20 protein-coding genes are annotated in these 23,641 nt (G+C 41.5%); 14 read left to right on the top strand and 6 right to left on the bottom strand.

What is annotated here, in order from left to right; translation table 11 throughout:
- Nucleotides 1–198 precede the first annotated feature (198 nt).
- On the bottom strand, nucleotides 199–1,458 hold the full coding sequence (gene srmB, locus CXF93_RS08095; protein WP_101061914.1) for an ATP-dependent RNA helicase SrmB: 1,260 nt from the start codon (nucleotides 1,456–1,458) through the stop codon (nucleotides 199–201).
- Nucleotides 1,459–1,790: 332 nt separating this feature from the next.
- Between srmB and CXF93_RS08090 the strand changes: the two genes are divergently transcribed.
- The 5 genes from CXF93_RS08090 to CXF93_RS08070 all read left to right on the top strand — a co-directional run bounded on the left by CXF93_RS08090 (nucleotide 1,791) and on the right by CXF93_RS08070 (nucleotide 6,843).
- The gene (locus CXF93_RS08090) at nucleotides 1,791–2,756 is read left to right on the top strand and encodes an inverse autotransporter beta domain-containing protein (RefSeq protein WP_101061913.1); all 966 of its coding nucleotides are present in this window, start codon (nucleotides 1,791–1,793) and stop codon (nucleotides 2,754–2,756) included.
- A gap of 49 nt (nucleotides 2,757–2,805) precedes the next feature.
- A complete protein-coding gene (locus CXF93_RS08085; protein WP_198551624.1) occupies nucleotides 2,806–3,549 on the top strand; it encodes a tRNA1(Val) (adenine(37)-N6)-methyltransferase in 744 nt (247 codons plus the stop codon).
- Nucleotides 3,550–3,762: 213 nt separating this feature from the next.
- Nucleotides 3,763–5,088, top strand: a complete 1,326-nt coding sequence (gene brnQ, locus CXF93_RS08080; RefSeq protein WP_101061912.1) for a branched-chain amino acid transport system II carrier protein — start codon at nucleotides 3,763–3,765, stop codon at nucleotides 5,086–5,088.
- Nucleotides 5,089–5,211: 123 nt separating this feature from the next.
- Complete coding sequence (locus CXF93_RS08075) at nucleotides 5,212–5,394, top strand: DUF2065 family protein (protein ID WP_101061911.1); 183 nt, start codon at nucleotides 5,212–5,214, stop codon at nucleotides 5,392–5,394.
- Nucleotides 5,395–5,544: 150 nt separating this feature from the next.
- On the top strand, nucleotides 5,545–6,843 hold the full coding sequence (locus CXF93_RS08070; RefSeq protein WP_101061910.1) for an adenylosuccinate synthase: 1,299 nt from the start codon (nucleotides 5,545–5,547) through the stop codon (nucleotides 6,841–6,843).
- Nucleotides 6,844–7,100: 257 nt separating this feature from the next.
- On the opposite strand, the gene ispB is transcribed toward CXF93_RS08070, so the two are convergent.
- On the bottom strand, nucleotides 7,101–8,072 hold the full coding sequence (gene ispB, locus CXF93_RS08065; RefSeq protein ID WP_101061909.1) for an octaprenyl diphosphate synthase: 972 nt from the start codon (nucleotides 8,070–8,072) through the stop codon (nucleotides 7,101–7,103).
- 321 nt (nucleotides 8,073–8,393) lie between these two features.
- Here ispB and rplU point away from each other — a divergent pair, with 321 nt between their 5' ends.
- The 7 genes from rplU (at nucleotide 8,394) to CXF93_RS08030 (ending at nucleotide 16,018) form a co-directional block, all read left to right on the top strand.
- Nucleotides 8,394–8,702, top strand: a complete 309-nt coding sequence (gene rplU, locus CXF93_RS08060; RefSeq protein ID WP_017223481.1) for a 50S ribosomal protein L21 — start codon at nucleotides 8,394–8,396, stop codon at nucleotides 8,700–8,702.
- Between the two features lie 16 nt (nucleotides 8,703–8,718).
- A complete protein-coding gene (gene rpmA, locus CXF93_RS08055; protein WP_006034530.1) occupies nucleotides 8,719–8,976 on the top strand; it encodes a 50S ribosomal protein L27 in 258 nt (85 codons plus the stop codon).
- A 274-nt stretch (nucleotides 8,977–9,250) separates the two neighbouring features.
- Entirely contained in the window at nucleotides 9,251–10,432 is a 1,182-nt protein-coding gene (gene cgtA / locus CXF93_RS08050) for an Obg family GTPase CgtA (protein ID WP_101061908.1), read from the top strand.
- Between the two features lie 416 nt (nucleotides 10,433–10,848).
- The gene (locus CXF93_RS08045) at nucleotides 10,849–12,198 is read left to right on the top strand and encodes an NCS2 family permease (protein ID WP_101061907.1); all 1,350 of its coding nucleotides are present in this window, start codon (nucleotides 10,849–10,851) and stop codon (nucleotides 12,196–12,198) included.
- A gap of 251 nt (nucleotides 12,199–12,449) precedes the next feature.
- A complete protein-coding gene (locus CXF93_RS08040; protein ID WP_101061906.1) occupies nucleotides 12,450–12,794 on the top strand; it encodes a helix-turn-helix transcriptional regulator in 345 nt (114 codons plus the stop codon).
- Between the two features lie 51 nt (nucleotides 12,795–12,845).
- Nucleotides 12,846–13,472 carry an HD domain-containing protein gene (locus CXF93_RS08035; protein ID WP_101061905.1) on the top strand — a complete coding sequence of 209 codons (627 nt, stop codon included), beginning with the start codon at nucleotides 12,846–12,848 and terminating at the stop codon, nucleotides 13,470–13,472.
- Between the two features lie 200 nt (nucleotides 13,473–13,672).
- The gene (locus CXF93_RS08030; RefSeq protein WP_101061904.1) at nucleotides 13,673–16,018 is read left to right on the top strand and encodes a zinc/cadmium/mercury/lead-transporting ATPase; all 2,346 of its coding nucleotides are present in this window, start codon (nucleotides 13,673–13,675) and stop codon (nucleotides 16,016–16,018) included.
- A gap of 68 nt (nucleotides 16,019–16,086) precedes the next feature.
- Here the strand turns inward: CXF93_RS08030 and CXF93_RS08025 are convergent, their stop codons facing one another.
- Nucleotides 16,087–16,962, bottom strand: coding sequence for a GGDEF domain-containing protein (locus CXF93_RS08025; RefSeq protein ID WP_101061903.1), 876 nt, complete (start codon nucleotides 16,960–16,962; stop codon nucleotides 16,087–16,089).
- Nucleotides 16,963–17,187: 225 nt separating this feature from the next.
- On the opposite strand from CXF93_RS08025, the gene CXF93_RS08020 reads away from it, so the two are divergent.
- A complete protein-coding gene (locus tag CXF93_RS08020) occupies nucleotides 17,188–19,152 on the top strand; it encodes a cation:proton antiporter (protein WP_101061902.1) in 1,965 nt (654 codons plus the stop codon).
- Between the two features lies 1 nt (nucleotide 19,153).
- On the opposite strand, the gene CXF93_RS08015 is transcribed toward CXF93_RS08020, so the two are convergent.
- From CXF93_RS08015 to CXF93_RS08005, 3 genes are all read right to left on the bottom strand, one after another.
- Nucleotides 19,154–20,293 (bottom strand): patatin-like phospholipase family protein, encoded by a 1,140-nt coding sequence (locus CXF93_RS08015; RefSeq protein WP_101061901.1) that lies wholly within the window; start codon nucleotides 20,291–20,293, stop codon nucleotides 19,154–19,156.
- A 133-nt stretch (nucleotides 20,294–20,426) separates the two neighbouring features.
- Nucleotides 20,427–20,822 carry a DUF3465 domain-containing protein gene (locus tag CXF93_RS08010; RefSeq protein ID WP_101061900.1) on the bottom strand — a complete coding sequence of 132 codons (396 nt, stop codon included), beginning with the start codon at nucleotides 20,820–20,822 and terminating at the stop codon, nucleotides 20,427–20,429.
- Nucleotides 20,823–21,086: 264 nt separating this feature from the next.
- Nucleotides 21,087–22,802, bottom strand: a complete 1,716-nt coding sequence (locus CXF93_RS08005) for a proline--tRNA ligase (RefSeq protein ID WP_101061899.1) — start codon at nucleotides 22,800–22,802, stop codon at nucleotides 21,087–21,089.
- Between the two features lie 173 nt (nucleotides 22,803–22,975).
- On the opposite strand from CXF93_RS08005, the gene CXF93_RS08000 reads away from it, so the two are divergent.
- The gene (locus CXF93_RS08000; protein WP_101061898.1) at nucleotides 22,976–23,590 is read left to right on the top strand and encodes a hypothetical protein; all 615 of its coding nucleotides are present in this window, start codon (nucleotides 22,976–22,978) and stop codon (nucleotides 23,588–23,590) included.
- The last annotated feature ends 51 nt before the right edge of the window (nucleotides 23,591–23,641 follow it).

Here is a 23,641-nt window from a genome sequence, read left to right as displayed (position 1 = left end):
TAAATCACATTTGGCTTCCCACCTGTACTCTTCTATTCATACATCTTTTATTTATAAATCTGCTAGTCATTAAACGCTCCAACATAATTCGTGTTATACCAGCTTGCTTCATCAATATTTAGATGCAAAAAAGGCGCTAAATAAATTTAGCGCCTTGATGATTAATCATAATTTAAGTTATTACTTCATAACGATTAATTATTTCTTTTTATTCTTCTTAGTACGTTTCTTGGCTTTAAGTTTCGCTTTCGCAGATACTTTATTCTTGCCAGTTGCCGCTACTTTTGCTTTTTTCTTGGTTTTCGATACTGCAATTTTATTCTTTGGTTTCAATTCTTGAATTACACGACGTTTAATAGTTTCTTCAGTGTAACGTTCAATTTTACCAAAGATACGTAGATCATGCGCTTCAACCAATGAAATAGCTGTACCTTTCTTACCGGCACGTGCAGTACGACCAATACGGTGAACATAAATTTCAGCACTGCGTGGTAAATCAAAGTTAAATACATGACTTACATCTTGTACGTCAATACCGCGAGCGGCGACGTCAGTAGCAACTAATACTTTTACTTTATCATTTTTAAATTGATTCAGTGAGCGAGTACGTTTTGCTTGGTCCATTTCACCACGTAAATAAGCACACGGGATCTCTTGAGACTGTAAATAGCTTACTAGTTCAGCTAGACGTTCACGAGTTTTTACAAACACGATAGAGCGCGTAGTGCTTTCGTCACGTAACCAATGTACTAACAAAGCTTGTTTGTGTGCGTGATTATCAACATAGTGCATGAATTGATGAATCTTAGCTTTTTCTCTACGTGAAGGATTCGCTGTAAATTCAACAGGTTCTTTCAATAGTTCTTCAGCAAAACGCTCAATACCGCGACCTTCTAGGGTTGCAGAAAATAGCATTGTTTGTTGACGACGCGTCATTTCTTCAGTAATTTTTTTCACGTCATCATAGAAGCCCATATCTAACATACGGTCAGCTTCATCTAAAATCAGTACTTCAACAGCAGCACATTCAAATGCTTCACGGCGAATATATTCTAATAAACGACCTGGTGTTGCGATAACAATATCAAGGCTGTTTTTTAATACTTCTGCGTGTAGTGCATAATCAACACCGCCCGTTATCATTGATACTTTATGGTCAGTATAGGCTGCTAGCATTTTAGCTTGCTGGAATACCTGACTTGCGAGTTCTCGCGTTGGCGTCAAGATAAGTACGCGTCCAGGGCCTAATTCACGACGTGGAAAGTCAATCAGATGCTGAAAAGCTGGTAATAAAAACGCCAGCGTTTTACCTGTACCTGTCGGTGCAGATGCAAGGATATCTCTACCATCCATGGCAGTTGGCAATACTTGTTGTTGAATCATTGTTGGTTGAACAAGATTATTGTCAGTAAGTGCGACTATTAATTGATGGTCTAGATCGAGACTTTCGAAGTCCATAAAACTACCGTATACAAGAGGTTAAAAAGGAAAATGAGGCTATCAATTGCCGTATTTAAACAATGATACGTCAAATTTTTGATCGTTAGTCAGACATTATGGCAGATATGAGGCCGAGAGGATATTGGTTTTCTACTCAAGCAGGGAAAAAGTCGTTATTATAATGTCGATAGTTTGTTCGATGATTGCTATAAAGGGCTGCTAAGTTAGGTGAGTACAATGCGCCTTTAATCGTTTAGTCATTGTTTATATTGATTCGCTTGACGGCAATATTTTTGTTATCTTAGCGGCGTTATTTATTATTCACTTTAAGAGTTAAGGTTCGTTACTTCATGCGCTCACGTGGTCTACTTCCTACGACGTTATTGTCTTGCGTCACATTATTGTTGTCCTTATCAGCTTCGGTTTATGCCGCGGAAGATAAGTATTACTCTGAGAATAAAGGTGAAATCTCCAATGATGGTTATTGGGGGAGTCAGCGTGGTCACCTTGGCGGTGAGGAAAAGAAAAAGCCGCAGCCTGTTGTCGAAGAGCCTCAAGAGCCTGGGTTTGAACCTGTTGAATTTTTAACACCGTTATATTCCAATCTCAGCTTTGGTTTAAAACTGCACAGTAACTATGATGATTATGACCGCCACGGTAGCTCTTTCGAGAATAATCCTGGATTTGATTATGTACTCGATAATGTCTTTACCGAAGATTTGGTATGGCAAGCAAATGTAGATTACAAAAATGAAGATATTCTGATTACGAATGGTATTGGTATTTTACCCGAAGACAGCCTAATTGGTGTTGGTGTAAATGCTTTTTTGGATGTGGAATTAAACTCAGGAAGTCAGCGTTTATCTGTTGGTACTAAATATGACGACCCCGATTACTTCTTTAATTTATCATCCAACATTTATTTTCCCTTATCGGGTAAAGATGACGTCGATGATCTGGTAACGAGTATGGACATACGTGCAGAAGGGGCTATCACGCCCACGGTACAATTCCATAGTTCACTCGAGTACTTCGTTGGTGATAATGTTCAAATTAATGATAATTACGACCCGACTGATAACAGTCACAAGCTGACGGCGGGTTTAGATTATACCCCTATACCGTTATTACAATTTGGTGTTGAAGCCACCAAAGTGCAAGATCATGACTTTGGCTATGGTGTGTATCTCTATTTCAATTTTGATCCATGGCGACCATTAAATGAACAACTTGAGTGGATTGTAGATAATGATTTTTCTTTGCATAACATGATCCCATTCTCACGTTCTAAAGTACTGGCACGCACTGGTGAGTAATAGCAAGATGCTATATCGTGTCGTTATGTTAGAGAATAAAGAGTAGTCTGTGAACGATAACAATAATGGTTTTAGCTTTAAACAGTTTCATGTTTCACATGCTGATTGTGCGATGAAAGTCGGTACCGATGGTATTTTACTCGGCGGTTGGGCAGATGTGAGCACAACATCTTCCACGCCATTAAGGGTATTGGATATTGGCACTGGCTCCGGCCTTATTAGTTTGATGTTGGCGCAGCGCTGCCAGGGCAATATGCAAGCTGTAGCGATTGATATTGATGCTGCAGCGTGCCAGCAAGCCAAACAGAATATAGATAACTCACCATGGTTATCTTCGATCGTAGTTAAACATGTTGCATTGCAGGTGTTAACTCAAAGCACTAAAGCAGAACCTACTGAGTTTGATCTGATTGTCTCCAACCCGCCTTATTTTGTTCATGGTCAAGCATTTGCTGATGATGCACGGCAAACCGCAAGGCATACTGGCAGCTTAACTCATCAAGAGTTGGTCGATTGTGCACTGCAACTGCTAGCCCCTAATGGCCGAATTGCATTAGTACTGCCTTATGAGTCGGGTTGTGAACTTACTACTTATTGCCAACAATTAGGTAATTTAAACATAACTTGTTTAAACATAAAAACCACCCCGAAAAAACCTTACAAACGCATGCTAATGAATATTCGACGTGGTGATGCAAGGTTGGAAAAAAAATCCCTTACTATTCATGATCCCGATGGCAGTTATTCAAATGATTACCAACAAATCACTAAAGCATTTTATTTAAAAATGTAATTCCACTAAGTCGGTTTGGGATTTACTCTTGCACTTAATGACCAAATTGTTAGTATCGGTCTTTAATGGGTGAGTGGCTAATACAAAATTCTTTACAAGAATATAATTATAATACTTTGTGCTACACCGGCTGGGGAACTTTTTTCCCATGCTTGCTTCATGGAAGAAGTGAATAAATGAACACACAACAATATCTAAGCAGAGAGTATATTAATGACTATCAAATTAAAAACAGCTGATGTTTTAGCCATCGGTTTTATGACGTTTGCGTTCTTTTTAGGCGCGGGTAATATCATCTTTCCACCATTAGCAGGTAATCTTGCTGGGCAGTCATTTATGCCTGCGATGTTTGGTTTTCTTGCTACCGCAGTTGGTTTACCACTTATTACCATAATCGCAGTCGCAAAAGCTGGCGGTGGTTTAATTACCATGACGCGTTTCTTACCTGCAATGGCAGCAACCGCGATTGCAGTGGCGATTTACATCATTATAGGTCCTGCGTTTGCAGCACCAAGAACCAGCCTTGTTGCTTATGAGATGGGGATTAAACCTTTCCTAGGCGATGCTGCTAATGATACGACACTGGCTTTGTACTCTGTAGTGTTCTTTATTATTACTGCCTACTTTGCCCTAAGCCAAGGCAAGCTAATTGATAATATCGGTAAGATCTTAACGCCAGCATTAATAGTGTTATTAACAGTATTAGCGATTGCGGTATTTATGATGCCACAAGGTGATATTGGCATCGCACGTGAAGCGTATGTAGATAGTCCCTTTACCAAAGGTTTCCTTGAAGGTTATAACACCATGGATACTTTTGCGTCATTGATGTTTGGTATGTTGATCATCAACGTACTCAAAAGCAAAGGCGTAACAGACAAAGCTGGCCAATTTAAATACTTAGTGATGGCGGGTTCTATCGCTGCTGCGGGTCTGGCGTTTGTTTATATCTCACTATTCTACTTAGGTGCAACGAGTCAGTCATTGATTGCAGCAGGTGCTGATGTGAACGGTGGCATGATCTTAGCTACTTATGTACAAGCATTATTCGGTATGCCTGGTCAGTACATCTTGGCGGCAGTGGTAACACTTGCCTGTCTAACCACGGCAGTTGGCCTAGCAAGTGCGGTTGCAGAATTCTTCCATGAATTAAAACCACAATGGTCATACAAAATGCTGGTTGTTATTAACTGCATCGTCTGTGCCATCGTAGCGAATGTTGGTTTATCACAATTAATCAGCATTTCTGTACCGGTATTATTTGCGGTATATCCGATTGCGATTGCGATTGTTGCGCTAATCTTATTGCAAGAACGCTTCCCTAATCCACAGTTTGCATTCCGTCTCGTGATGGTTGTTGCATTCATGTTTGGTGTATTAGATGGTCTGAAAGTTGCTGGTTTTGCAATGAGTGGTTTTGATTTCTTACCACTATTTGAGCAAGGTTTAGCTTGGGTATTACCAACGGCTCTTGCTATAATCGTATCTATTGTTGCAATGCGTCCGCAAGCGAATATCAATGCGGCAGCGGCTAAATAGTTTTAATACATACTCTCAATGAGAGCTGATTAAACTAATTTAAAATCCGTTCCTCAGTGAACGGATTTTTTATGCAAAATTTTTTGGTGCTGACGCTATGTGGCGCTATAATAAGGTGGTTTGATGGGGAATGAATTGTGGTTAGCTTTGGCGATTGTATTTATTATTGAAGGTATAATGCCGATGTTGATGCCTAAACAGTGGCAACAAATGTTAACGGTCATTACCCAGCAACCTGCTGACAAGGTACGTAAATGTGCCGGTTGCCTAGTTGTAACTGGTGTCGTATTATTGTTTATGTTGTAATTTTTTTGTACAACAAAACAATTTTTTGTACAGTAGAACAATAAGTAAAGTTATATTTTCCGATTTTAATGAGATAGATCTCAAATTTTTTAAACATTTTGATTTAAATTTTGCTAGAATCCTCCTTTAACCAACAACCGCGACGGTATCATGGGAAAGAATGTAGTTATTCTCGGCACTCAATGGGGTGACGAAGGTAAAGGTAAAGTAGTTGATCTACTAACTGATAGAGCTAAATATGTTGTGCGCTACCAAGGTGGTCACAATGCTGGTCACACTTTAGTAATCAATGGTGAAAAAACAGTTCTTCACTTAATTCCATCTGGTATTTTACGTTCAAACGTTAAATGTATCATTGGTAACGGTGTAGTATTAGCACCTGATGCATTAATGACTGAAGTTAAAATGCTTGAAGATCGAGGCATCCCAGCTCGTGAGCGTATGCTTATCAGTGAAGCGTGTCCATTAATCCTGCCTTATCATGTATCACTTGATGCTGCCCGTGAAAAAGCACGTGGCAAAAAAGCAATTGGTACAACTGGTCGTGGTATCGGTCCAGCTTACGAAGATAAAGTAGCACGTCGTGGTTTACGTGTTGGCGATCTATTCAACATGGAACAGTTTGCTGTTAAATTAAAAGAAGTAATGGAATACCATAACTTCCAACTACAGCATTACTATAATGAACCTGAAGTAAGCTACGAAGATGTTCTAGCACAGATGCACGAAGTTGCACCTATCCTACTAGACATGATCGTAGACGTAACGTCACTTCTTGATGATGCACGTCGCCGCGGTGATGACATCATGTTTGAAGGTGCTCAAGGTACATTACTAGATATCGATCACGGTACTTACCCGTATGTAACATCATCAAACACAACTGCAGGTGGCGTAGCTACTGGTAGTGGTTTTGGTCCATGTCACATCGATTACGTTCTTGGTATTACTAAAGCTTACACTACACGTGTTGGTTCTGGTCCATTCCCAACGGAACTTGATGATGAAATCGGCAATCACCTAGGTACTAAAGGCCATGAATTTGGCGCAACCACTGGACGTGAACGTCGTTGTGGTTGGTTTGACGCAGTTGCAATGAAACGTGCAATTCAGTTAAACAGCATCACAGGTTTCTGCCTTACTAAACTAGACGTATTAGATGGTTTAGAAACGCTGAAAATCTGTACTGGTTACATGCAACAAGATGGTTCAATCCTTGACGTGCCACCTATGGCTGCTGACGGTTATGAACTTGTTGAACCAGTATACGAAGAAATGTCAGGTTGGAACGACGTAACATACGGCGCGACTTCTCTAGAACAACTTCCAGAAGCTGCAATCGCTTACATCAAGCGCATTGAAGAAATTACGGGCGTGCCAATTCATATCGTATCAACTGGCCCAGATCGTAACGAAACAATGGTATTAGTTAACCCATACGACCTATAAGTCTGCTTGGTTAAACTGATAAATAAAAGGTCGCAGATGCGGCCTTTTTTATACCTGTCATGATTTACTGTCGCGACTATTGCTGTTGTTGGTGATAGCAAGTTACTTAGTTCTTATTTAGTTATTTACTTAGGTATGCGCTTAGTTCCTTACTTAGAACGATAGTTTGTAACAGAAAACAGGCAGATACAAAAAAGCCGCATGATTGCTCATGCGGCTTTTTATGTTATTAACTGTATATTAATGAGTTACTGCAATTAGCTATTTCTGTTTGCGGCAATATAAGCTAACGAGATAAGCGCCTGCTTGTATTCTGATTCAGGTAATACGGTAATTGCTGCTACCGCTAAATCAGCTTCTTGCTGGGCTTTATCAAAGCAATAATTTAGTGAGCCAGTACGTTCAAGAATCGCCAGAATAGCATCGAGGTTATCCATGCCATTCATTTTTTCGATTGCTTCTCGTACCATTAACGCTTCTGCTTCAGTGCCGTGTGCCATAGCATGAATTAATGGCAATGTTGGTTTACCTTCAGCAAGATCATCCCCGACGTTTTTACCCATTTCTTGAGCATTAGCTGTGTAATCCATCACATCATCGATAAGTTGGAATGCGGCACCTAAATGTACCCCATAATCTATCATCGCTTGTTCGATGTCAGCTGGCTGCTCAGAGATGACCGCAGCAAGTTGCGTCGCAGCTTCAAATAGCTTGGCAGTCTTGTAATAGATAACGTCCATATAACGTTTTTCGTCGGTGTCAGCATCATTACAGTTCATTAATTGTAATACTTCACCTTCTGCAATCACATTGGTTGCATCGGATAAAATATCGATAATTTTACTGTTATGTAGTTTTGCCATCATTTGGAAAGAACGTGAATAAAGGAAGTCACCGACTAATACACTTGCGGCATTGCCAAACATCGCATTGGCGGTGTCACGGCCGCGGCGCATATCTGATTCATCGACTACATCATCGTGTAATAACGTTGAAGTATGAATAAATTCGATAATGGCAGCGACATCGACATGTTGCTGACCTTGATAACCGAGTGCGCGAGCGCTTAAGGTTGCAATCAGTGGACGAATGCGTTTACCGCCACCATTTACAATGTAATAACCCACTTGATTTACGAGGGCAACATCCGATTGCAGTCGATCTAAAATGAGTTCATTGACAGCGTCCATATCTTGTTTCGATAACGCTTGAATGGCTTTTATGTCCATGGGTAATAAGTTCCGTGCTTCTTTATAAAGTGGTATGACGATTTTTTCAGACTATTGTGCGTTATATTTATCACTAGCCCTATCTTGATACTACGCTATAAGATAAAATGCCCGTCAAATTTATGTCGTAATTGTACACTAAATTGTAATTGTCGAAAGGCTTAAGCGGCCGCGATTTACTACTTTCCTGCTTATTTATATTTATTTTGAAAATCAGCTTGCCTAACTGCAAAGTTTTGAGTAGAATTCGCGCCATTGTTATAAATTATTATGACGTGTCGCTACCTAAGGTACGCTAGACACGAATCGGAGTCAGAAAACATGTATGCTGTTTTCCTTAGCGGTGGCAAACAACACCGCGTTGTTGAAGGCCAAACTCTTCGTCTAGAACTTCTAGACGTTGAAGCTGGTTCAAACATCGAATTTAACGAAGTACTAATGGTAGCTAACGGCGAGAATATCGAAGTTGGCGCACCTTACCTTGATGGTAAAAAAATCACTGCTGAAGTGGTATCTCATGGTCGTGCGGATAAGATTAAAATCATCTATTTCCGTCGTCGTAAGCACTCTCGTAAACAGATGGGTCACCGTCAATGGTTTACAGAAGTTAAGATTACTAAAATCGCTTAATCAGGAGTACTAAAAGATGGCACATAAGAAAGCTGGTGGTAGTACCAACAACGGTCGTGATTCAGAAAGCAAACGCTTAGGCGTAAAACGCTTTGGTGGCGAATCAGTACTTGCGGGTAACATTCTAGTTCGTCAACGTGGTACTAAATTCCACGCTGGTACAAACGTAGGTTGTGGTCGTGACCACACTCTATTCGCTAAAGCTAGCGGTAAAGTGCAGTTCGAAATTAAAGGACCACAAAACCGTAAGTTCATTAGCATTGTAGCTGAATAATTTCAGTACAAACTAAGAATTTTTAAACCCCGCCTACATGGCGGGGTTTTTTTATTGCCGAAATAAATTTTAGCAATAAAAGAATAAAGTAGTGAACATTGAGAGAGAATATTGACCCATACAGGCTGGTTAAGCTTGGTTAGTCATGACACTCCATAGAAGTTGATAGTTGCACGGATTAATTAATTCACTAACCGAGTGAGAATAAGGTCAGTGCGTGATTAGTTAATCCGTGCAACTAACTGCATTCCTAATTTGTAGGAGCGATAGCGAAATGAAATTTGTAGATGAAACCCGAATCAAAGTTGAAGCCGGTGATGGCGGCAGTGGTTGTGTAAGCTTCCGCCGTGAAAAATATGTTGCCCGTGGTGGCCCTGATGGTGGTGACGGCGGTGACGGTGGTCATGTATATATGATTGCTGATGAAAACTTAAATACGCTAGTCGATTTTCGTTTTGTCCGCTTCCATAAAGCTGAACGTGGTGAGAATGGTCGTCCAAAAGATCAAACTGGCGCACGTGGCGAAGATATTACTTTACGCGTACCAGTTGGTACTCGTATTTCTGATGACGATACTGGTGAAGTTATTGCCGATCTTGTTATGCACGGTCATCGCCAAATGGTGGCGAAAGCTGGCTTCCATGGTCTTGGTAACACACGTTTTAAAAGTAGTGTAAACCGTGCACCACGTCAAAAGACATTAGGTACACCGGGTGAAGTACGTAACTTACGCCTAGAACTTATGTTACTTGCTGACGTTGGCCTATTAGGTCTACCAAACGCAGGTAAATCTACTTTCATTCGCGCAATCTCTGCAGCGAAACCAAAAGTAGCTAACTACCCGTTTACAACATTAGTACCTAACCTAGGTGTAGTAAGTGCAAGCCCTGAGCGTAGCTTCGTGGTTGCCGATATTCCTGGTCTTATTGAAGGTGCTTCTGATGGTGCTGGTCTAGGTATTCGTTTCCTACGTCACTTAGAACGTTGTCGTTTAATGGTTCACATTGTTGACCTATTACCTGAGAACATCAGTGATCCAGCAGAAAATGCAAAAATCATTGTTAGTGAGCTACAGAAATATAGCGCAAAACTAGCCGCTAAAACATGTTGGTTAGTATTTAACAAAACCGATCTTGTATTAGATGACGAAGCTGAAGAAACAATTAAACGCGTAGTAGCAGCGATTAATTGGGAAGGCGAAGTTTATACTATGTCTGCTTCAAGTGGCGTTGGTACCAAAGATCTAGTTCGCGCTATGATGGAACAGATTGAAACTATGCCGCGTCCGAAGATCGAAATGCCAACTGAAGATGACGGCGATGTTGGTTTCTTATGGGATGAATACCATAAAGACCAAATTGCTAATCATGCAGTTATTGAAGATTCTGATGACGATGATGATTGGGATGATTGGGACGAAGAAGATGACGGTCACGTTATCTATGCTCGTGACTAAACATCATTAAAAAGTGATTTTATTATCATTTTTATTAAAAATACCAGCCTAAGGCTGGTATTTTTTTATCCCTAAAATAGTACTTTCAGGCACTTGGGTTAATTTCTATCAATAGATTATTGTTTTGAGTAATAAAAGGGCGCTTTTTAGACAAAAAACTTCCAATTTAAGGTGAATTAGCAGATAATCCCGCCCGTTCACAATGTGAATAAAGCAGGTAATAATTACCTATATTTAAATCCGGTTAGTTAATAATTGTCAGCTTAGAACTTTCCACTTTTCCGCTAAGCGACAGCCATTTATTAAACAACCAGTCATCTTGGTTTGTATCTATTAGTTGCAGTAAAGAGCAATAAGTACAGACGGCCGCTGTTATACAGTGCGTAAGATGAACGAAATAAAAAGTGAGTACCTTAATGAATACCGCAAGTCAGTCTACCTCTGAATCAAAAAACACTTCTGCTTTTTCCACTTTGATGGAAAAGTTGTTTAAGCTAAAAGCACATAACACCACAATTAAAACAGAAGTAATGGCAGGTTTAACGACTTTCGTTACTATGGCTTATATCCTATTTGTTAACCCAGATATCATGTCTATTGCTGGTATGGACTACCAAGCGGTATTCGTTGCTACAGCACTAAGTGCAGCAATTGGTTGTATCTTCATGGGACTTTATGCGAACTGGCCTGTAGGTCTAGCACCAGGTATGGGTCTGAATGCATTTTTTACTTTCGCAGTAGTGAAAGGTATGGAATATTCTTGGCAGGTTGCATTAGGTGCAGTATTCATTTCAAGTATCATATTCGTCATTATGAGTGTGACCAAATTACGCGGTTGGATCATCGACAGTATTCCGCATAGTTTACGCTATGCAATGACTGCGGGTGTCGGTCTATTCTTAGGTATTATCGGTTTAAAAGCAGCTGGTATCATTACTGCTAGTCCTGCAACTTTAGTGACGTTAGGTAACTTCCACGACCCTAAAGTCATTTTAGGCGCGTTAAGCTTTCTTATCATTGCAATCTTAGCAACCCGTAAAGTATTCGGTGCAGTACTTATTGGTATTATTATTGTTACTGTTATCAGCGCAGTGATGGGTCTAGTGACGTTACCTGAACAAGTCGTCTCATTACCAACAGGTTTATCAAAAACATTCATGCAAATGGACGTTATGGGTGCATTAGACGTATCTATGGTTAGTGTTATCCTAGCATTCTTATTTGTGAACATGTTTGATACCGCAGGTACTATGATTGGTGTGGCTGATAAAGCGGGCATGTACAATAAAGATGGCAAAATTGAAAACCTAAATAAAGCATTAACAGCTGACAGTGTTGCCAGTGTTGCTGGCGCGATGATTGGTTGCCCACCAGTAACGACATACGTTGAAAGTAATGCCGGTATTGCTGAAGGCGGCCGTACCGGTTTAACTGCAGTTGTTGTTGGTCTACTATTCTTAGCGGCGATGTTCTTTGCTCCGATAGCACAGATTGTACCAAGCTATGCGACAGCAGGCGCGTTGATCTATGTTGCTTTTCTAATGGTTGGTAGCTTAAACAAAGTTAACTGGGATGAGTTTACAGACTACGTTCCAGCTGCTATCACAGCAATTATGATGCCGCTAACGTACTCAATCGCTGATGGTATCATCTTAGGCTTCCTATCATTCGCTATCATCAAGCATGCGACTGGTCGTTCTGCTGATGTATCACTAGGTATGAATGTACTTGCAGTGGTATTCATTGCCAAACTAGCGTTTATCTAACACGTTAGGTTAGCAACATTGACGGTGCCGTTAAGGTGATGACACTGTCAATGTGCTATTTGCGTTAATAAACAGTAGCGTTGATATGATCAAAAAATGCCAGCTGAGTATGTGCAATTTGCGTATATGAGGTTGGCATTTTTGATCTGTCAGGCTTGCTGTTATTTTACGTCGAAAACATTACGGCTATTGCCCCTATGACCTTAAGTGTTACACTTTCCTTTCATCCATTTTTATCTTAGCGGACCAGAATGCCAAAATTAGAACCTCAATGTTGTCCTGAACCACAATGTAGCGCCGAGTTACCTGTATTAGATGATCAACATATTGCTTCTCTCGCGCATCTCTTTCATTTGTTAGGCGATGAAGGGCGTATCCGCTTAGTACTTGCCTGTATGGCTGGGCCTGTTGCTGTCTCTGAATTGTCAGCGGTATCTGGTATGTCACAATCATTAACCAGTCATCATCTGCGTCATTTACGTGAAGCGCGTATTTTGCGCTCAGAGCGTCAGGGTAAACAAATACTCTATCGGCTGGATGATCACCATATTCGTCATGTGGTTCACGATCTCGCTTGTCATGTAAACGAGCATTAATGACATGATGGTTAATCTAAAATATTAAAAATCCATTTTAAAGAGAGTGTCATGCGAAAGCTGTTTATTGAATTTTTAACGCAGTTGGGTAGTGATGACCGCGCCCATGATATTGACCATATTGAACGTGTTGTTGCCACCGCCAGACAACTTGCAGATAGCGAAGGTGCTGAGCTGGCGATTTTAGAACCTGCAGCTTGGTTGCATGATTGTGTTGCTGTTGCTAAAGATCATCCGCAACGTAAGCAAGCCTCATTGTTAGCCGCCGATCGCGCTGTTGAATTCTTACAACAAATTGACTATCCCGAGCAGTACCACAGTGCGATACATCACGCGATTGTTGCCCACAGTTTTAGCGCTAATATTACCCCCGAAACATTAGAAGCGAAAATACTACAAGACGCCGATCGTATGGATGCATTAGGCGCGATTGGTATTGCCCGTTGTATTTTAGTTGGCGGTAAATTGAATCGTCAGTTATATAGCAGTATTGATCCCTTGTGTGTTGAGCGCGAACCCGATGATAGTCTTTATACCTTAGACCACTTCTTTACCAAGTTATTAACGCTGGGTGATAGCATGCAAACACAAGGTGCGAAGGCTGAAGCACAGCGACGCAGTGTTTATATGCGTGACTTTTTAGCACAACTGCAGTCGGAATTACTGACATCTAAATAGCACGCTTAATGCCATAAATATCATTAGTAACTACATCAAAGCTAATTCATTCGTTAACGATCACGACTGAATTAGCTTTTTTTTGTAAATACACTTGAATGAAAGTTAATATGAATATATATTTATATGTAAGTTAACTAGCTTGAACGCATTAACTGTTATTCATCATTAACATTAATTCTATTTACGAGGATATACATATGTCATGTAAAGGCAGCACTGCAACCAAAACAGCACCAACCGCAGTAAAATCAAATCAAGGATGTTGTGGAAGTGATCATAGTAAAACCCACGTCCACGAGCATCAACATACCGATGAACATCAAGCAACCAATAATAGCAGTCGCCACGACTCTTGCTGCGCGCACACAGAATCAAATGAGGTTGTTCCAGATGATGAGGAACCCGAGTCCAGTCGTTTAACAGCCCGTATATCTTGGTTAGTTAATGGTATGGATTGCCCAAGTTGTGCTCGTAAAGTAGAAAAAGCCGTTCAAGCCATATCTCAAGTCAAGCAATGCCGTGTGGCATTCGCTACCGAAAAACTACTGGTCGATATCGACAAAGACAGCAACAGCACTGCCGTTGATAGCATTAAAGTGCAAATAAATGACGCCGTTGTTAATGCTGGATTCAAGTTACAAGAAGTCGGTAAAAAGTCTAAAAATATTGAAGACGACACGTCGTTCAGGCAACACCTGCGTGAACATTGGCATGCTATCACTTTAGTTAGCGCTATTGTTATTGCGGCTATTTTGACGCAATTTAACAGTGATGCTAGTCAGTGGTTATTTACTTTTGCAAGTGTATTTGGTGTTATCCCTGTTATTAATCGCTCGATTAAACTCGCCCGTTCTGGTACCCCATTTGCCATCGAAACATTGATGTCTGTTGCGACTGTTGGTGCCCTTGTCTTAGGGGAAACTGCAGAATCGGCGATGGTATTAGTGTTATTCATGATCGGTGAAAAACTCGAATCATATGCTGCAGGTAAGGCGCGTAAAGGCGTTAAATCGTTAATGTCGTTAGTGCCAGAAGAAGCTACCACAATCGTTGGTGACAAGCGGGTAGCCGTTGCTGCAAGCGATTTACAACTCGGTGATATTATCGAAATTAAACCCGGTGATCGATTACCTGCTGATGGTGCACTATTAGCGTCTGGTATTAGTTTTGATGAAAGTGCATTAACCGGTGAATCAGTGCCTGTTGAACACCAAGCTGAAGATATTGTCATGGCTGGTAGTCTGGCGGTGAACCGTCTTGCACAATTACGGGTGGTATCAGAACCGGGTAACAATGCCATTGACCGTATCCTACATTTAATTGAAGAAGCAGAAGAACACAAAGCACCAATTGAACGTTTCTTGGATGGGTTCAGCCGTTGGTATACACCGGCAATGATGCTGTTAGCCTTGGCTGTGGTGGTAGTGCCACCACTATTGTTTAGCGGCGATTGGACTGAGTGGGTTTATAAAGGTTTAACACTGCTGCTTATTGCTTGTCCTTGTGCGTTAGTTATTTCAACGCCAGCAGCAGTAACATCGGCATTATCAGCAGCAAGTAAACGTGGTGTATTAGTTAAAGGTGGCGCGGCCCTTGAGCAGATTGGTCGTATCCAACAAATCGCCTTTGATAAAACCGGTACCTTAACCCAAGGTGTCCCAGCAGTAACAAGTGTTGTTAGCTTTATTGACGATGAAGACAAAGTATTACAACTTGCGGCGAGTATTGAACAAACCTCAAATCATCCATTAGCAACGGCTATTTTAGCCCATGCTGAGCGTAAGTCAGTGGCTTTATTAACGGTTAGCAATGATCAAACATTGGCAGGTTTAGGTGTGCAAGGTGAAGTGCAAAACGCGGGTGAAACACAATTAATTAAACTGCTGGCACCGCATCACATGACTACGCAACTTGCAGAGTTAGCCCATGTCAAAACGGCTATCGAAGAACTTGAAAATGGCGGTAATACCACCGTTGTAGTGCTGCAAGATGAGCAAGTGATAGGTTTGGTTGCATTGGCAGACAGTATCCGTGAAGATGCTCGCCAAGCGATTGAAGAGTTGCAACAACTGGGTATTACTACCGTGATGTTAACCGGTGATAACCGTCGCACAGCCAAAGTGATTGCTGATTCGTTAGGCATGGAATATCGTGCTGAATTACTACCAGAAGACAAATCACGCATTGTTGCTGAGCTGAGCCAAGATAAAGATACGGCGATGGTCGGTGATGGTATTAACGATGCACCAGCAATGAAAAGTGCGAGTTTAGGTATTGCGATGGGTGGTGGCACGGATGTGGCGCTAGAAGCGGCAGATGTTGCCTTGATGCATAATCGTTTAGTTGAATTACCACAAATGGTGGAATTAGGTCAGGCGACATTAACCAATATTAAGCAGAATATTACTTTGGCGGTTGGACTTAAAGCAGTGTTCTTGGTGACAACCTTATTAGGATTTACCGGACTGTGGGTGGCTATTTTAGCTGATTCAGGTGCGACAGCATTGGTAACAGCAAATGCATTAAGGCTATTACGTAAATAACACTCGATGCGACGGGAAGCTGTTCTATACTCAATGAAGCTCATCAAATTTGATTTGGTGAGCTTTTTTTATTTGATATTAAGTTTACTGTTATACAGGTCTTCATCAGCAAGTTTGAATAAACTATCTATTGTTTCACCAGCTCGCCACATTGCAGAACCAATCGCTGAGGTAATATTAAACTCGCTAAGTAACTCGTCATTTTGAATTGCACTATAAATTCGTTCGATGACTAAATTTGTTGACTGCGATGATGCAGGTTGCAAGATAATGGCAAATTCATCACCGCCTAGTCTAAACGCTACATCACTATTACGAATACTACGCTGTAATAGACGCGCATAATGTTTCAAGATGCGATCACCAAACTGATGACCATAAGTATCATTGATACGTTTGAAGTCATTTAAGTCAGTAATCAACAAAGCCATGTTGGATTTATGACGTTGGCACAGACTGTAAGAACGCAGAATGTTTTCATCAAAACTAGCGCGATTATCTAAACCAGTTAAATGATCTTTCATGATCCGAATTTGCATTTCTTGTAACATCAAAGCATGCATGAGGTTGGTTTCTAGTAGTTGATGTAACTCTTTTAATATACTTAGTTCATTAATCTTTAATGGTTTTACCGAGCTATATAACAAAGACCCTAGATCTTTACCCATTGTCGTTAAATGGTAGTTTTGTTGAAAAACAGCCGTGCAATCGGTCTCTAATTGGATATTGTTAGTCGCGTCAGTAAAGCTTAAACCGGTAAAGCGGACATGTTGTGCCGCTATAGCGGCAAAGTTAGATAACAAAGAATTGACATCTAGACAGGTCTGTAACTTTTTCAAGGTAGCAATGGTTTGTGCAGGTGTCAATTTCTGCTGCCGTTTGGGCGCAGTAAATACATAATTTGTATGTATTTTCGGGGTATTGATGATGCTCAAGTTATCCATTTTTACCTCTGTCAAAAAAATTACAGTATTGAGTGTAATTATAAAATATGCATATTGCGTACCATTTGTATATAAATGCACAGTTAAATTAACGATGATCTTTTTATTGATCCTCGGGTGAACTTGTTAAATCACCGCCTAGTACATATTCTTTAGTGACATTGTTTTTATGATCCTTGGTTACTGTATTGATAACGTCTATTTAGCTGCAGGGGAGGTAATAATTTGTTTATTGATATCATTCTATTACTTTCTATCGCGGTGGCTCTGGTTGCGTTATTTCAGCGTTTTCATCTACCGCCAATCCTCGCTTATCTTGCGACGGGGGTGATTGCTGGGCCTTATGGTTTTCAATTGATTGTCGAACAAGCGGATATTGAATTGTTTGCTGAGTTGGGCGTGGTTTTCCTGATGTTTTCCTTAGGGTTAGAGTTCTCACTGCCACGCTTATTGTCGATGCGGCATCTGGTATTAGGCCTTGGTGGCGGGCAGGTGATGAGTGTTGGTTTACTCTTTACTGCGCTGGGCATATTCGCGTCATTGTATTGGTCACAAGCATTTGTAGTTGCCTCGGCGATGTTAATGTCATCGACGGCGATCGTGATCAAGCAATTGGCAGAATCGAAACTACTTAATACCCGCATGTCTAAATTGTCGATCAGTGTGTTGTTATTCCAAGATATAGCCGTTGTGCCTTTCCTTATCATGATCCCCTTGCTGGCGCAGCAAAGTGGTGACGTCATGCTGATAGCGGAACAAATGGGCTGGGCATTGGTTAAGGGCTTGTTGGCAGTATTCCTGATCCTGTCGATAGGGCGTTGGATCTTACCGACGGTATTTAAAGAAATAGCATTAACTCGTTCGGATGAGTTGTTTGTGATGTCGACATTATTAGTGGCATTAATTGCCGGGTTGATGACCCATTGGTTAGGGTTGTCGATGGCTTTGGGGGCATTTTTAGCGGGTATGATGTTAGGTGAGGGGCCTTATCGACATCAACTCGAAGCTGATATCCGGCCGTTTCGTGATGTATTAATGGGGCTGTTCTTTATTACTATCGGCATGTTACTTAACTTACCTAGCTTGCTGGCAGATTGGCCGCGGTTGCTCATCGTACTCGCGGTGATGATGTTGAGTAAAATTGCGTTAGTGTTTGTATTAGCGAAACTGCTTGGTGAGAGTAGCAGTAATGCCCTTAGTACTGGCTTAGTCTTAGCGCAAATGGGTGAGTTTGGTTTTGTATTGTTGGCGCTTGCTGGCAAGTTAGAGTTATTGCCTCTGCCGCTAATCTCGACCCTTGTCGGTGTCGGGGTGGTGAGCATGGCAATGACACCTTGGTTAATCAATTGCCATGAGGAAGTTGTTCGGCGGTTATTGTTTCAGTCTAAACCAATATCGAAAAGCGGACTGTCCCCGCCCCTACCAGGGCAATACATTGACCATGTGATAGTTTGTGGTTATGGTCGCGGCGGCCAAACTATCGCTCGCTTCTTAAAAATTGAAGGCATTCCTTATACGGTTATCGATCGTGATCCAGTGCGTGTGCAAGAAGCCTTAAATGGTGGTGAAAAAATTGAGTTTGGCGATGCCAGTCGCCGCGAAATTCAAATGATGTTAGGGGTCGAGAAAGCTAAGTCGATTATTATTACCTTCAAAGATACCGAGAAAGCCATCGAGCTATTAAAGATCGTCAAGCCTTTAACCGACGCCAAAGTATTAGTGCGTACCACTGATGATTCGAATATGCAGCGGTTGCATGATGCGGGCGCGACAGACGTGGTGCCGGAATCGCTAGAAGGCAGCTTGATGATGGTATCGCATGTATTGGCTATATCTGGGGTGCCGATTAAGCGTATTTTGAAGCGCTTACAACACGAACGTCAAGGTCAGTATAACCATTTACATGGCTTTTATTTTGGTGGTGAAAGTAACGTGTCTTTTGAAGAAAACGAAATGCTGGAGCGGCTACATGCGATCCGGCTTGAATTTGGCGCTTACGCAATTGGTAGAACCGTGGCAGAAGTAAAACTAAAAGAAGTCAGTTACCGCGCAGTACGCCGGCAAGGAGTTGAGCTTACTCGTGTTCATCAAGATTTTATCTTTGAAGTGGGTGATGTAGTGCTGCTTTGTGGGCCTTCCCGTTATATAAAAAGGGCGGAACATTGCTTGTTAGGAGGCTGGGCTGGTTAGCTTATATATTTAAAAATATTCTTAACTCCTGCTCTTGTTTTAACACATCTTGATAGCCTAAGTTAATTAACTCGCGGGTATAGTTTTGTTCAAACATCAAATAAGAGGTGATGGAAGAATTACTGCCTTGATGAACGCCGATCGTATGTAATAGGGTGCGGATGGTGATCGGCAGATCGTGAAAATATTTATCGGCAATGGCATTAATATCATGCTCATTGGCTAAACGGAATAAACCGATTTGTTTCATTTTTAACGATGATTGTAGTGATGCTTGCTGCAAATCAGGTGTTAATGCCAGCGTATCATTGATGCGAGTTAAACGTTCGATGTCGGAGTTTAAGGTGTCGGTAAAAATAGTATCAAGTAGGTGTCCGGCAATGTCAGCGCCGGATGGGGTTTGACGTACTTCACCGGGCTTGAGTATCTGTGGTGGTTGTTCAGCCCCTATGACTAATAGCTTCTCTGCGCCAAGGTGGATAGCTGGGCTCAGTGGTGATAACTGATGCACCGATCCGTCACCGTAAAAATCTTGACCAATCTGGGTACAAGGAAAGACTAACGGGATCGCCGATGAGGCTAACAAATGACTAGGGTGTAAGCGTGTACGACGACCACTACGGCGGGCGCGTTGCCATTCTTGTAGCTGTGGATTGCCTTGAAAAAAACTAATGGAATCACCGTTGTTATAATCGGACGCGGTGATCGAAATAGCATCCAGATGTTGGCGTTGAATGTTGATGTCGATGCGGCGCATATCCAAATATCGATCGAGTAGGTGATGTAAGGGTTTGTTGTTAAACAGCGATACCGGTTGACGGGCCATGTGCGGCGATTGAAACTTGGATAAAAACGTCAGCAGCAAGTGCCTTGATATTTCATTAAAACTACAGTGAAATACTTGGTTGGCGTGGAAGTTATTCCAGATATACTCGAGCTTTTTCACTCCTAACCTGAAGCAACTGGCGTAGCAAGCTATGGCGCAACTGTTGATTGCGCCAGCTGATGTACCAGCGATGATCTTAAACGGGGTACCATGATTACGCGGATAGAATTCCGCTATAGCTTTTAACGCACCGACTTGATAGGCCGCTCTCGCGCCACCGCCAGTTAATAACAATCCTTGTTTAGTCCCAGTCATAAACCTCCAAACCCAGTGATAAAGCCCTGTTTAATCAAAGATGCTGTGCTATCTCTTAATTATTGTTAAATAGTAGCGGCTTCGCCAAATTAATACTGTGGAGTAGGGGGGAGTTTGAGGGATTAAAGGTTAATCAGTTATAAATCCGACCAGCATGTTTCAACCAGCCGTGCTGATGATGATTACCGGGGTCTTTATGGGTCCAGTGAATAACCCCACCTTTGCTATTCCACTCGTATTCACCGTAAAACTGCACGGTATCACCAACTTTCAGATTCTTAATGCGTGGTGCTAAATCAATATTATGAGCGATTAATATAGTCTGACGGCTTTTCAGCTGTAACAAGAATTTCTGATGGCGAGAGCCTTTATTATCATCGGCAAGTATACGGGTGACTTTTCCAGAGCCTTTAACTTGCACATCACTTTGTTGCGTATTATAAGCGCGTTTTAAGACGCCGTCATTTGCCCAAGCATTGAAAGATAATAGACTTAAAAGTATGAATAAGTGAGTGAAAACCCGTTGCATGTTTGATGACCTTTGACTGTAAATTGAAAGGATAAGTTTAAACTCTTTAAGACATCAATGTATTGATACTTATCGAGTTATTTGCAATGCTTAGCTTTATTGTATCGACATAAAACACACTATCTTTATTATTAGCTCGAAATGTGTTTAACGAACAAACCACCAGATATGAAAAAGCCAAGCAGATGCTTGGCTTTGATCTTTATTTAACAGAAGTCATTTAACTGCTGTCACTTAACCGAAGTTAGTTAATCGCGTATTAGCTTATGCTAGTAGGCTTTTAACGTGCTCAACGATGTCTGTAAGAGCGATCTCAGTCTTATCACCAGTCGTACGAAGTTTGTGGTCAACTAGACCATTCTTCAGACTACGATCACCAATGATGATGTTGTGTGGGATACCGATAAGTTCTGAATCCGCAAACATCACACCTGGACGTTCTTTACGATCATCGAACAATACTTCGATGCCAGCAGCTTGAAGGTCAGCGTAGATTTTCTCTGCTGCTTCTTTTACTTCTGCTGATTTGTGCATGTTCATTGGGATGATAGATACTTTGTATGGTGCGATTGACTCGTTCCAGATAATACCGTTTTCATCATGGTTCTGTTCGATTGCTGCTGCAACGATGCGAGAAACACCAACACCATAACAACCCATTGTCATAGTCTGCTGTTTACCTTGCATGTTCAGTACGCCAGCACCCATTGATTCTGCGTATTGAGTACCAAGTTGGAAGATATGACCAACTTCGATACCACGTTTAATCGAAAGTGTACCGTTACCACATGGGCTCGCTTCACCTTCAACAACGTTACGGATATCTGCAACTGTGTAATCGCTAATATCACGATCCCAGTTAGCGCCAGTAATGTGCTGACCATTAATGTTAGCACCACAAACAAAGTCTGCTAGGTGTGCAGCTGAATGATCAACAACAACAGGGCAGTTCAGACCTTGAGGACCGATAGAGCCTGCATCGCAGTTTGCAGCGGCTTGGATTTGTGCGTCGTTAGCAAATGTTAACGGCGAAGCAACGCCAGCAATTTTTTCTGCTTTCACTTCGTTTAGTACGTGATCGCCACGTAGAACGAGTGCGATAACGCCTTGTGCTTGGCCTTCTTCAGCTGCAACAAGCAGCGTTTTCACTGTTTGCGTTGCGTCAACTTCTAAGAATTTGCACACGTCTTCGATGCTGTGTGCATCAGGAGTTGCAACAACTGTAAATGCTTGTGTTGCTGCAGGACGGTCACCAGTAGGTGCTAGCGCTTCTGCTTTTTCAATGTTTGCTGCGTAATCGCTGCCGTCAGAGAAGACGATATCGTCTTCGCCGCTTTCTGCAAGTACGTGGAATTCGTGAGATACAGCACCACCAATTGAACCCGTATCAGCTAGTACCGGACGGTATTCTAGGCCAATGCGTTCGAAGATGTTGCAATATGCTGTATGCATTTTGTTGTACGTATCGTTTAGACATTCATCTGATATATGGAAAGAATAAGCATCTTTCATCAGGAATTCACGCGAACGCATCACACCGAAACGAGGACGAACTTCATCACGGAATTTAGTTTGGATCTGGTAAAGCGTCAACGGCAGTTGCTTGTAACTGTTGATTTCTTTACGCGCGATATCTGTGATCACTTCTTCGTGCGTTGGACCTAAAACAAAAGGACGGTTGTGGCGATCGTTAATACGTAACAACTCTGGACCGAATTTGTCGATACGACCTGTTTCTTGCCATAAATCAGCGGGCTGAACCATAGGCATTAGAGTTTCAACAGCACCTGCTTTATCCATCTCTTCACGTACGATGTTTTCTACTTTACGTAAAACTCGTAAGCCTGTCGGTAACCAAGTGTATAGACCTGATGCAAGACGACGAACCATACCTGCACGAAGCATTAGCTGGTGGCTAATTACTTCTGCGTCATTTGGAGTTTCTTTCAAAGTTGAAAGCAAGTAGTTGCTGCTGCGCATAACGTTCCTTTATTTACTAATAAAATCGATATAAGAGAGCGATTTTAACAGGGCGCAGCCAGAGTAAACAGTAAAAGTTAATGATTAGTTTTATTTATTTTTGACTGCTGTCCTTTTATTCGTTTCTCTGAGGTCCTATACTGGCGGTCAAAATTGGATTTGTGCTATTAAAAATGAATAAAATACTGAGATTTACTGCACTTATAATTGTCAGCAGTGGATTATTTGGTTGTGCTTCGCAACCGACTAATCCGGAAAATATTTGCGATATCTTTATTGAAAAATACGATTGGTATGAAGCTGCCATGGACAGTAATGAAAAATGGGGTGTGCCTGTACATGTGCCAATGGCAATGATGTATCAGGAAAGCTCATTTAAGCATAACGCCCAGCCGCCGATGCAGTATTGGTGGATCATACCCACTGGTCGTGCCAGCTCTGCTTATGGTTACGCACAAGCAAAAACCATGACCTGGGATGATTACGTTAAAGAAACCGGTAACAGCTGGTCAAGTCGTGCTGATTTCCACGATGCCATGGACTTTATGGGCTGGTTTATGAATAAAACCCAAAAAATCAATGGTGTATCTAAATGGAGTGCAGAGCAGCAATACTTGAATTATCACGAAGGTTGGGGCGGTTATAAGAATAAAAGCTATAACAAGAAACCTTGGCTGAAGAAAGTTGCCAAGACAGTAGATCAACGCTCGTTACGTTATGCGGGTCAGTATCGCGGTTGTAAAGACGATTTAGATTCGAACTGGTTATGGCGTTTGTTCTTCTTATAAGCACTCATATTTGCATAACATGAGTTTTAAAATCTTATTTTTAAAACATTA

The organism is Moritella sp. Urea-trap-13, from assembly GCF_002836355.1.
In the GTDB taxonomy this organism is placed as follows: Bacteria; Pseudomonadota; Gammaproteobacteria; order Enterobacterales; family Moritellaceae; genus Moritella.
This window is presented reverse-complemented; position numbering and strand designations above follow the sequence as displayed.

What these genes read in the sequence shown, in the direction of transcription:
- srmB (WP_101061914.1), bottom strand. Translation starts at nt 1,458, where the DNA reads ATGGACTTCGAAAGTCTCGATCTAGACCATCAATTAATAGTCGCACTT.
- CXF93_RS08090 (WP_101061913.1), top strand. Translation starts at nt 1,791, where the DNA reads ATGCGCTCACGTGGTCTACTTCCTACGACGTTATTGTCTTGCGTCACA.
- brnQ (WP_101061912.1), top strand. Translation starts at nt 3,763, where the DNA reads ATGACTATCAAATTAAAAACAGCTGATGTTTTAGCCATCGGTTTTATG.
- CXF93_RS08075 (WP_101061911.1), top strand. Translation starts at nt 5,212, where the DNA reads ATGGGGAATGAATTGTGGTTAGCTTTGGCGATTGTATTTATTATTGAA.
- CXF93_RS08070 (WP_101061910.1), top strand. Translation starts at nt 5,545, where the DNA reads ATGGGAAAGAATGTAGTTATTCTCGGCACTCAATGGGGTGACGAAGGT.
- ispB (WP_101061909.1), bottom strand. Translation starts at nt 8,072, where the DNA reads ATGGACATAAAAGCCATTCAAGCGTTATCGAAACAAGATATGGACGCT.
- rplU (WP_017223481.1), top strand. Translation starts at nt 8,394, where the DNA reads ATGTATGCTGTTTTCCTTAGCGGTGGCAAACAACACCGCGTTGTTGAA.
- rpmA (WP_006034530.1), top strand. Translation starts at nt 8,719, where the DNA reads ATGGCACATAAGAAAGCTGGTGGTAGTACCAACAACGGTCGTGATTCA.
- cgtA (WP_101061908.1), top strand. Translation starts at nt 9,251, where the DNA reads ATGAAATTTGTAGATGAAACCCGAATCAAAGTTGAAGCCGGTGATGGC.
- CXF93_RS08045 (WP_101061907.1), top strand. Translation starts at nt 10,849, where the DNA reads ATGAATACCGCAAGTCAGTCTACCTCTGAATCAAAAAACACTTCTGCT.
- CXF93_RS08040 (WP_101061906.1), top strand. Translation starts at nt 12,450, where the DNA reads ATGCCAAAATTAGAACCTCAATGTTGTCCTGAACCACAATGTAGCGCC.
- CXF93_RS08035 (WP_101061905.1), top strand. Translation starts at nt 12,846, where the DNA reads ATGCGAAAGCTGTTTATTGAATTTTTAACGCAGTTGGGTAGTGATGAC.
- CXF93_RS08030 (WP_101061904.1), top strand. Translation starts at nt 13,673, where the DNA reads ATGTCATGTAAAGGCAGCACTGCAACCAAAACAGCACCAACCGCAGTA.
- CXF93_RS08025 (WP_101061903.1), bottom strand. Translation starts at nt 16,962, where the DNA reads ATGGATAACTTGAGCATCATCAATACCCCGAAAATACATACAAATTAT.
- CXF93_RS08015 (WP_101061901.1), bottom strand. Translation starts at nt 20,293, where the DNA reads ATGACTGGGACTAAACAAGGATTGTTATTAACTGGCGGTGGCGCGAGA.
- CXF93_RS08010 (WP_101061900.1), bottom strand. Translation starts at nt 20,822, where the DNA reads ATGCAACGGGTTTTCACTCACTTATTCATACTTTTAAGTCTATTATCT.
- CXF93_RS08005 (WP_101061899.1), bottom strand. Translation starts at nt 22,802, where the DNA reads ATGCGCAGCAGCAACTACTTGCTTTCAACTTTGAAAGAAACTCCAAAT.
- CXF93_RS08000 (WP_101061898.1), top strand. Translation starts at nt 22,976, where the DNA reads ATGAATAAAATACTGAGATTTACTGCACTTATAATTGTCAGCAGTGGA.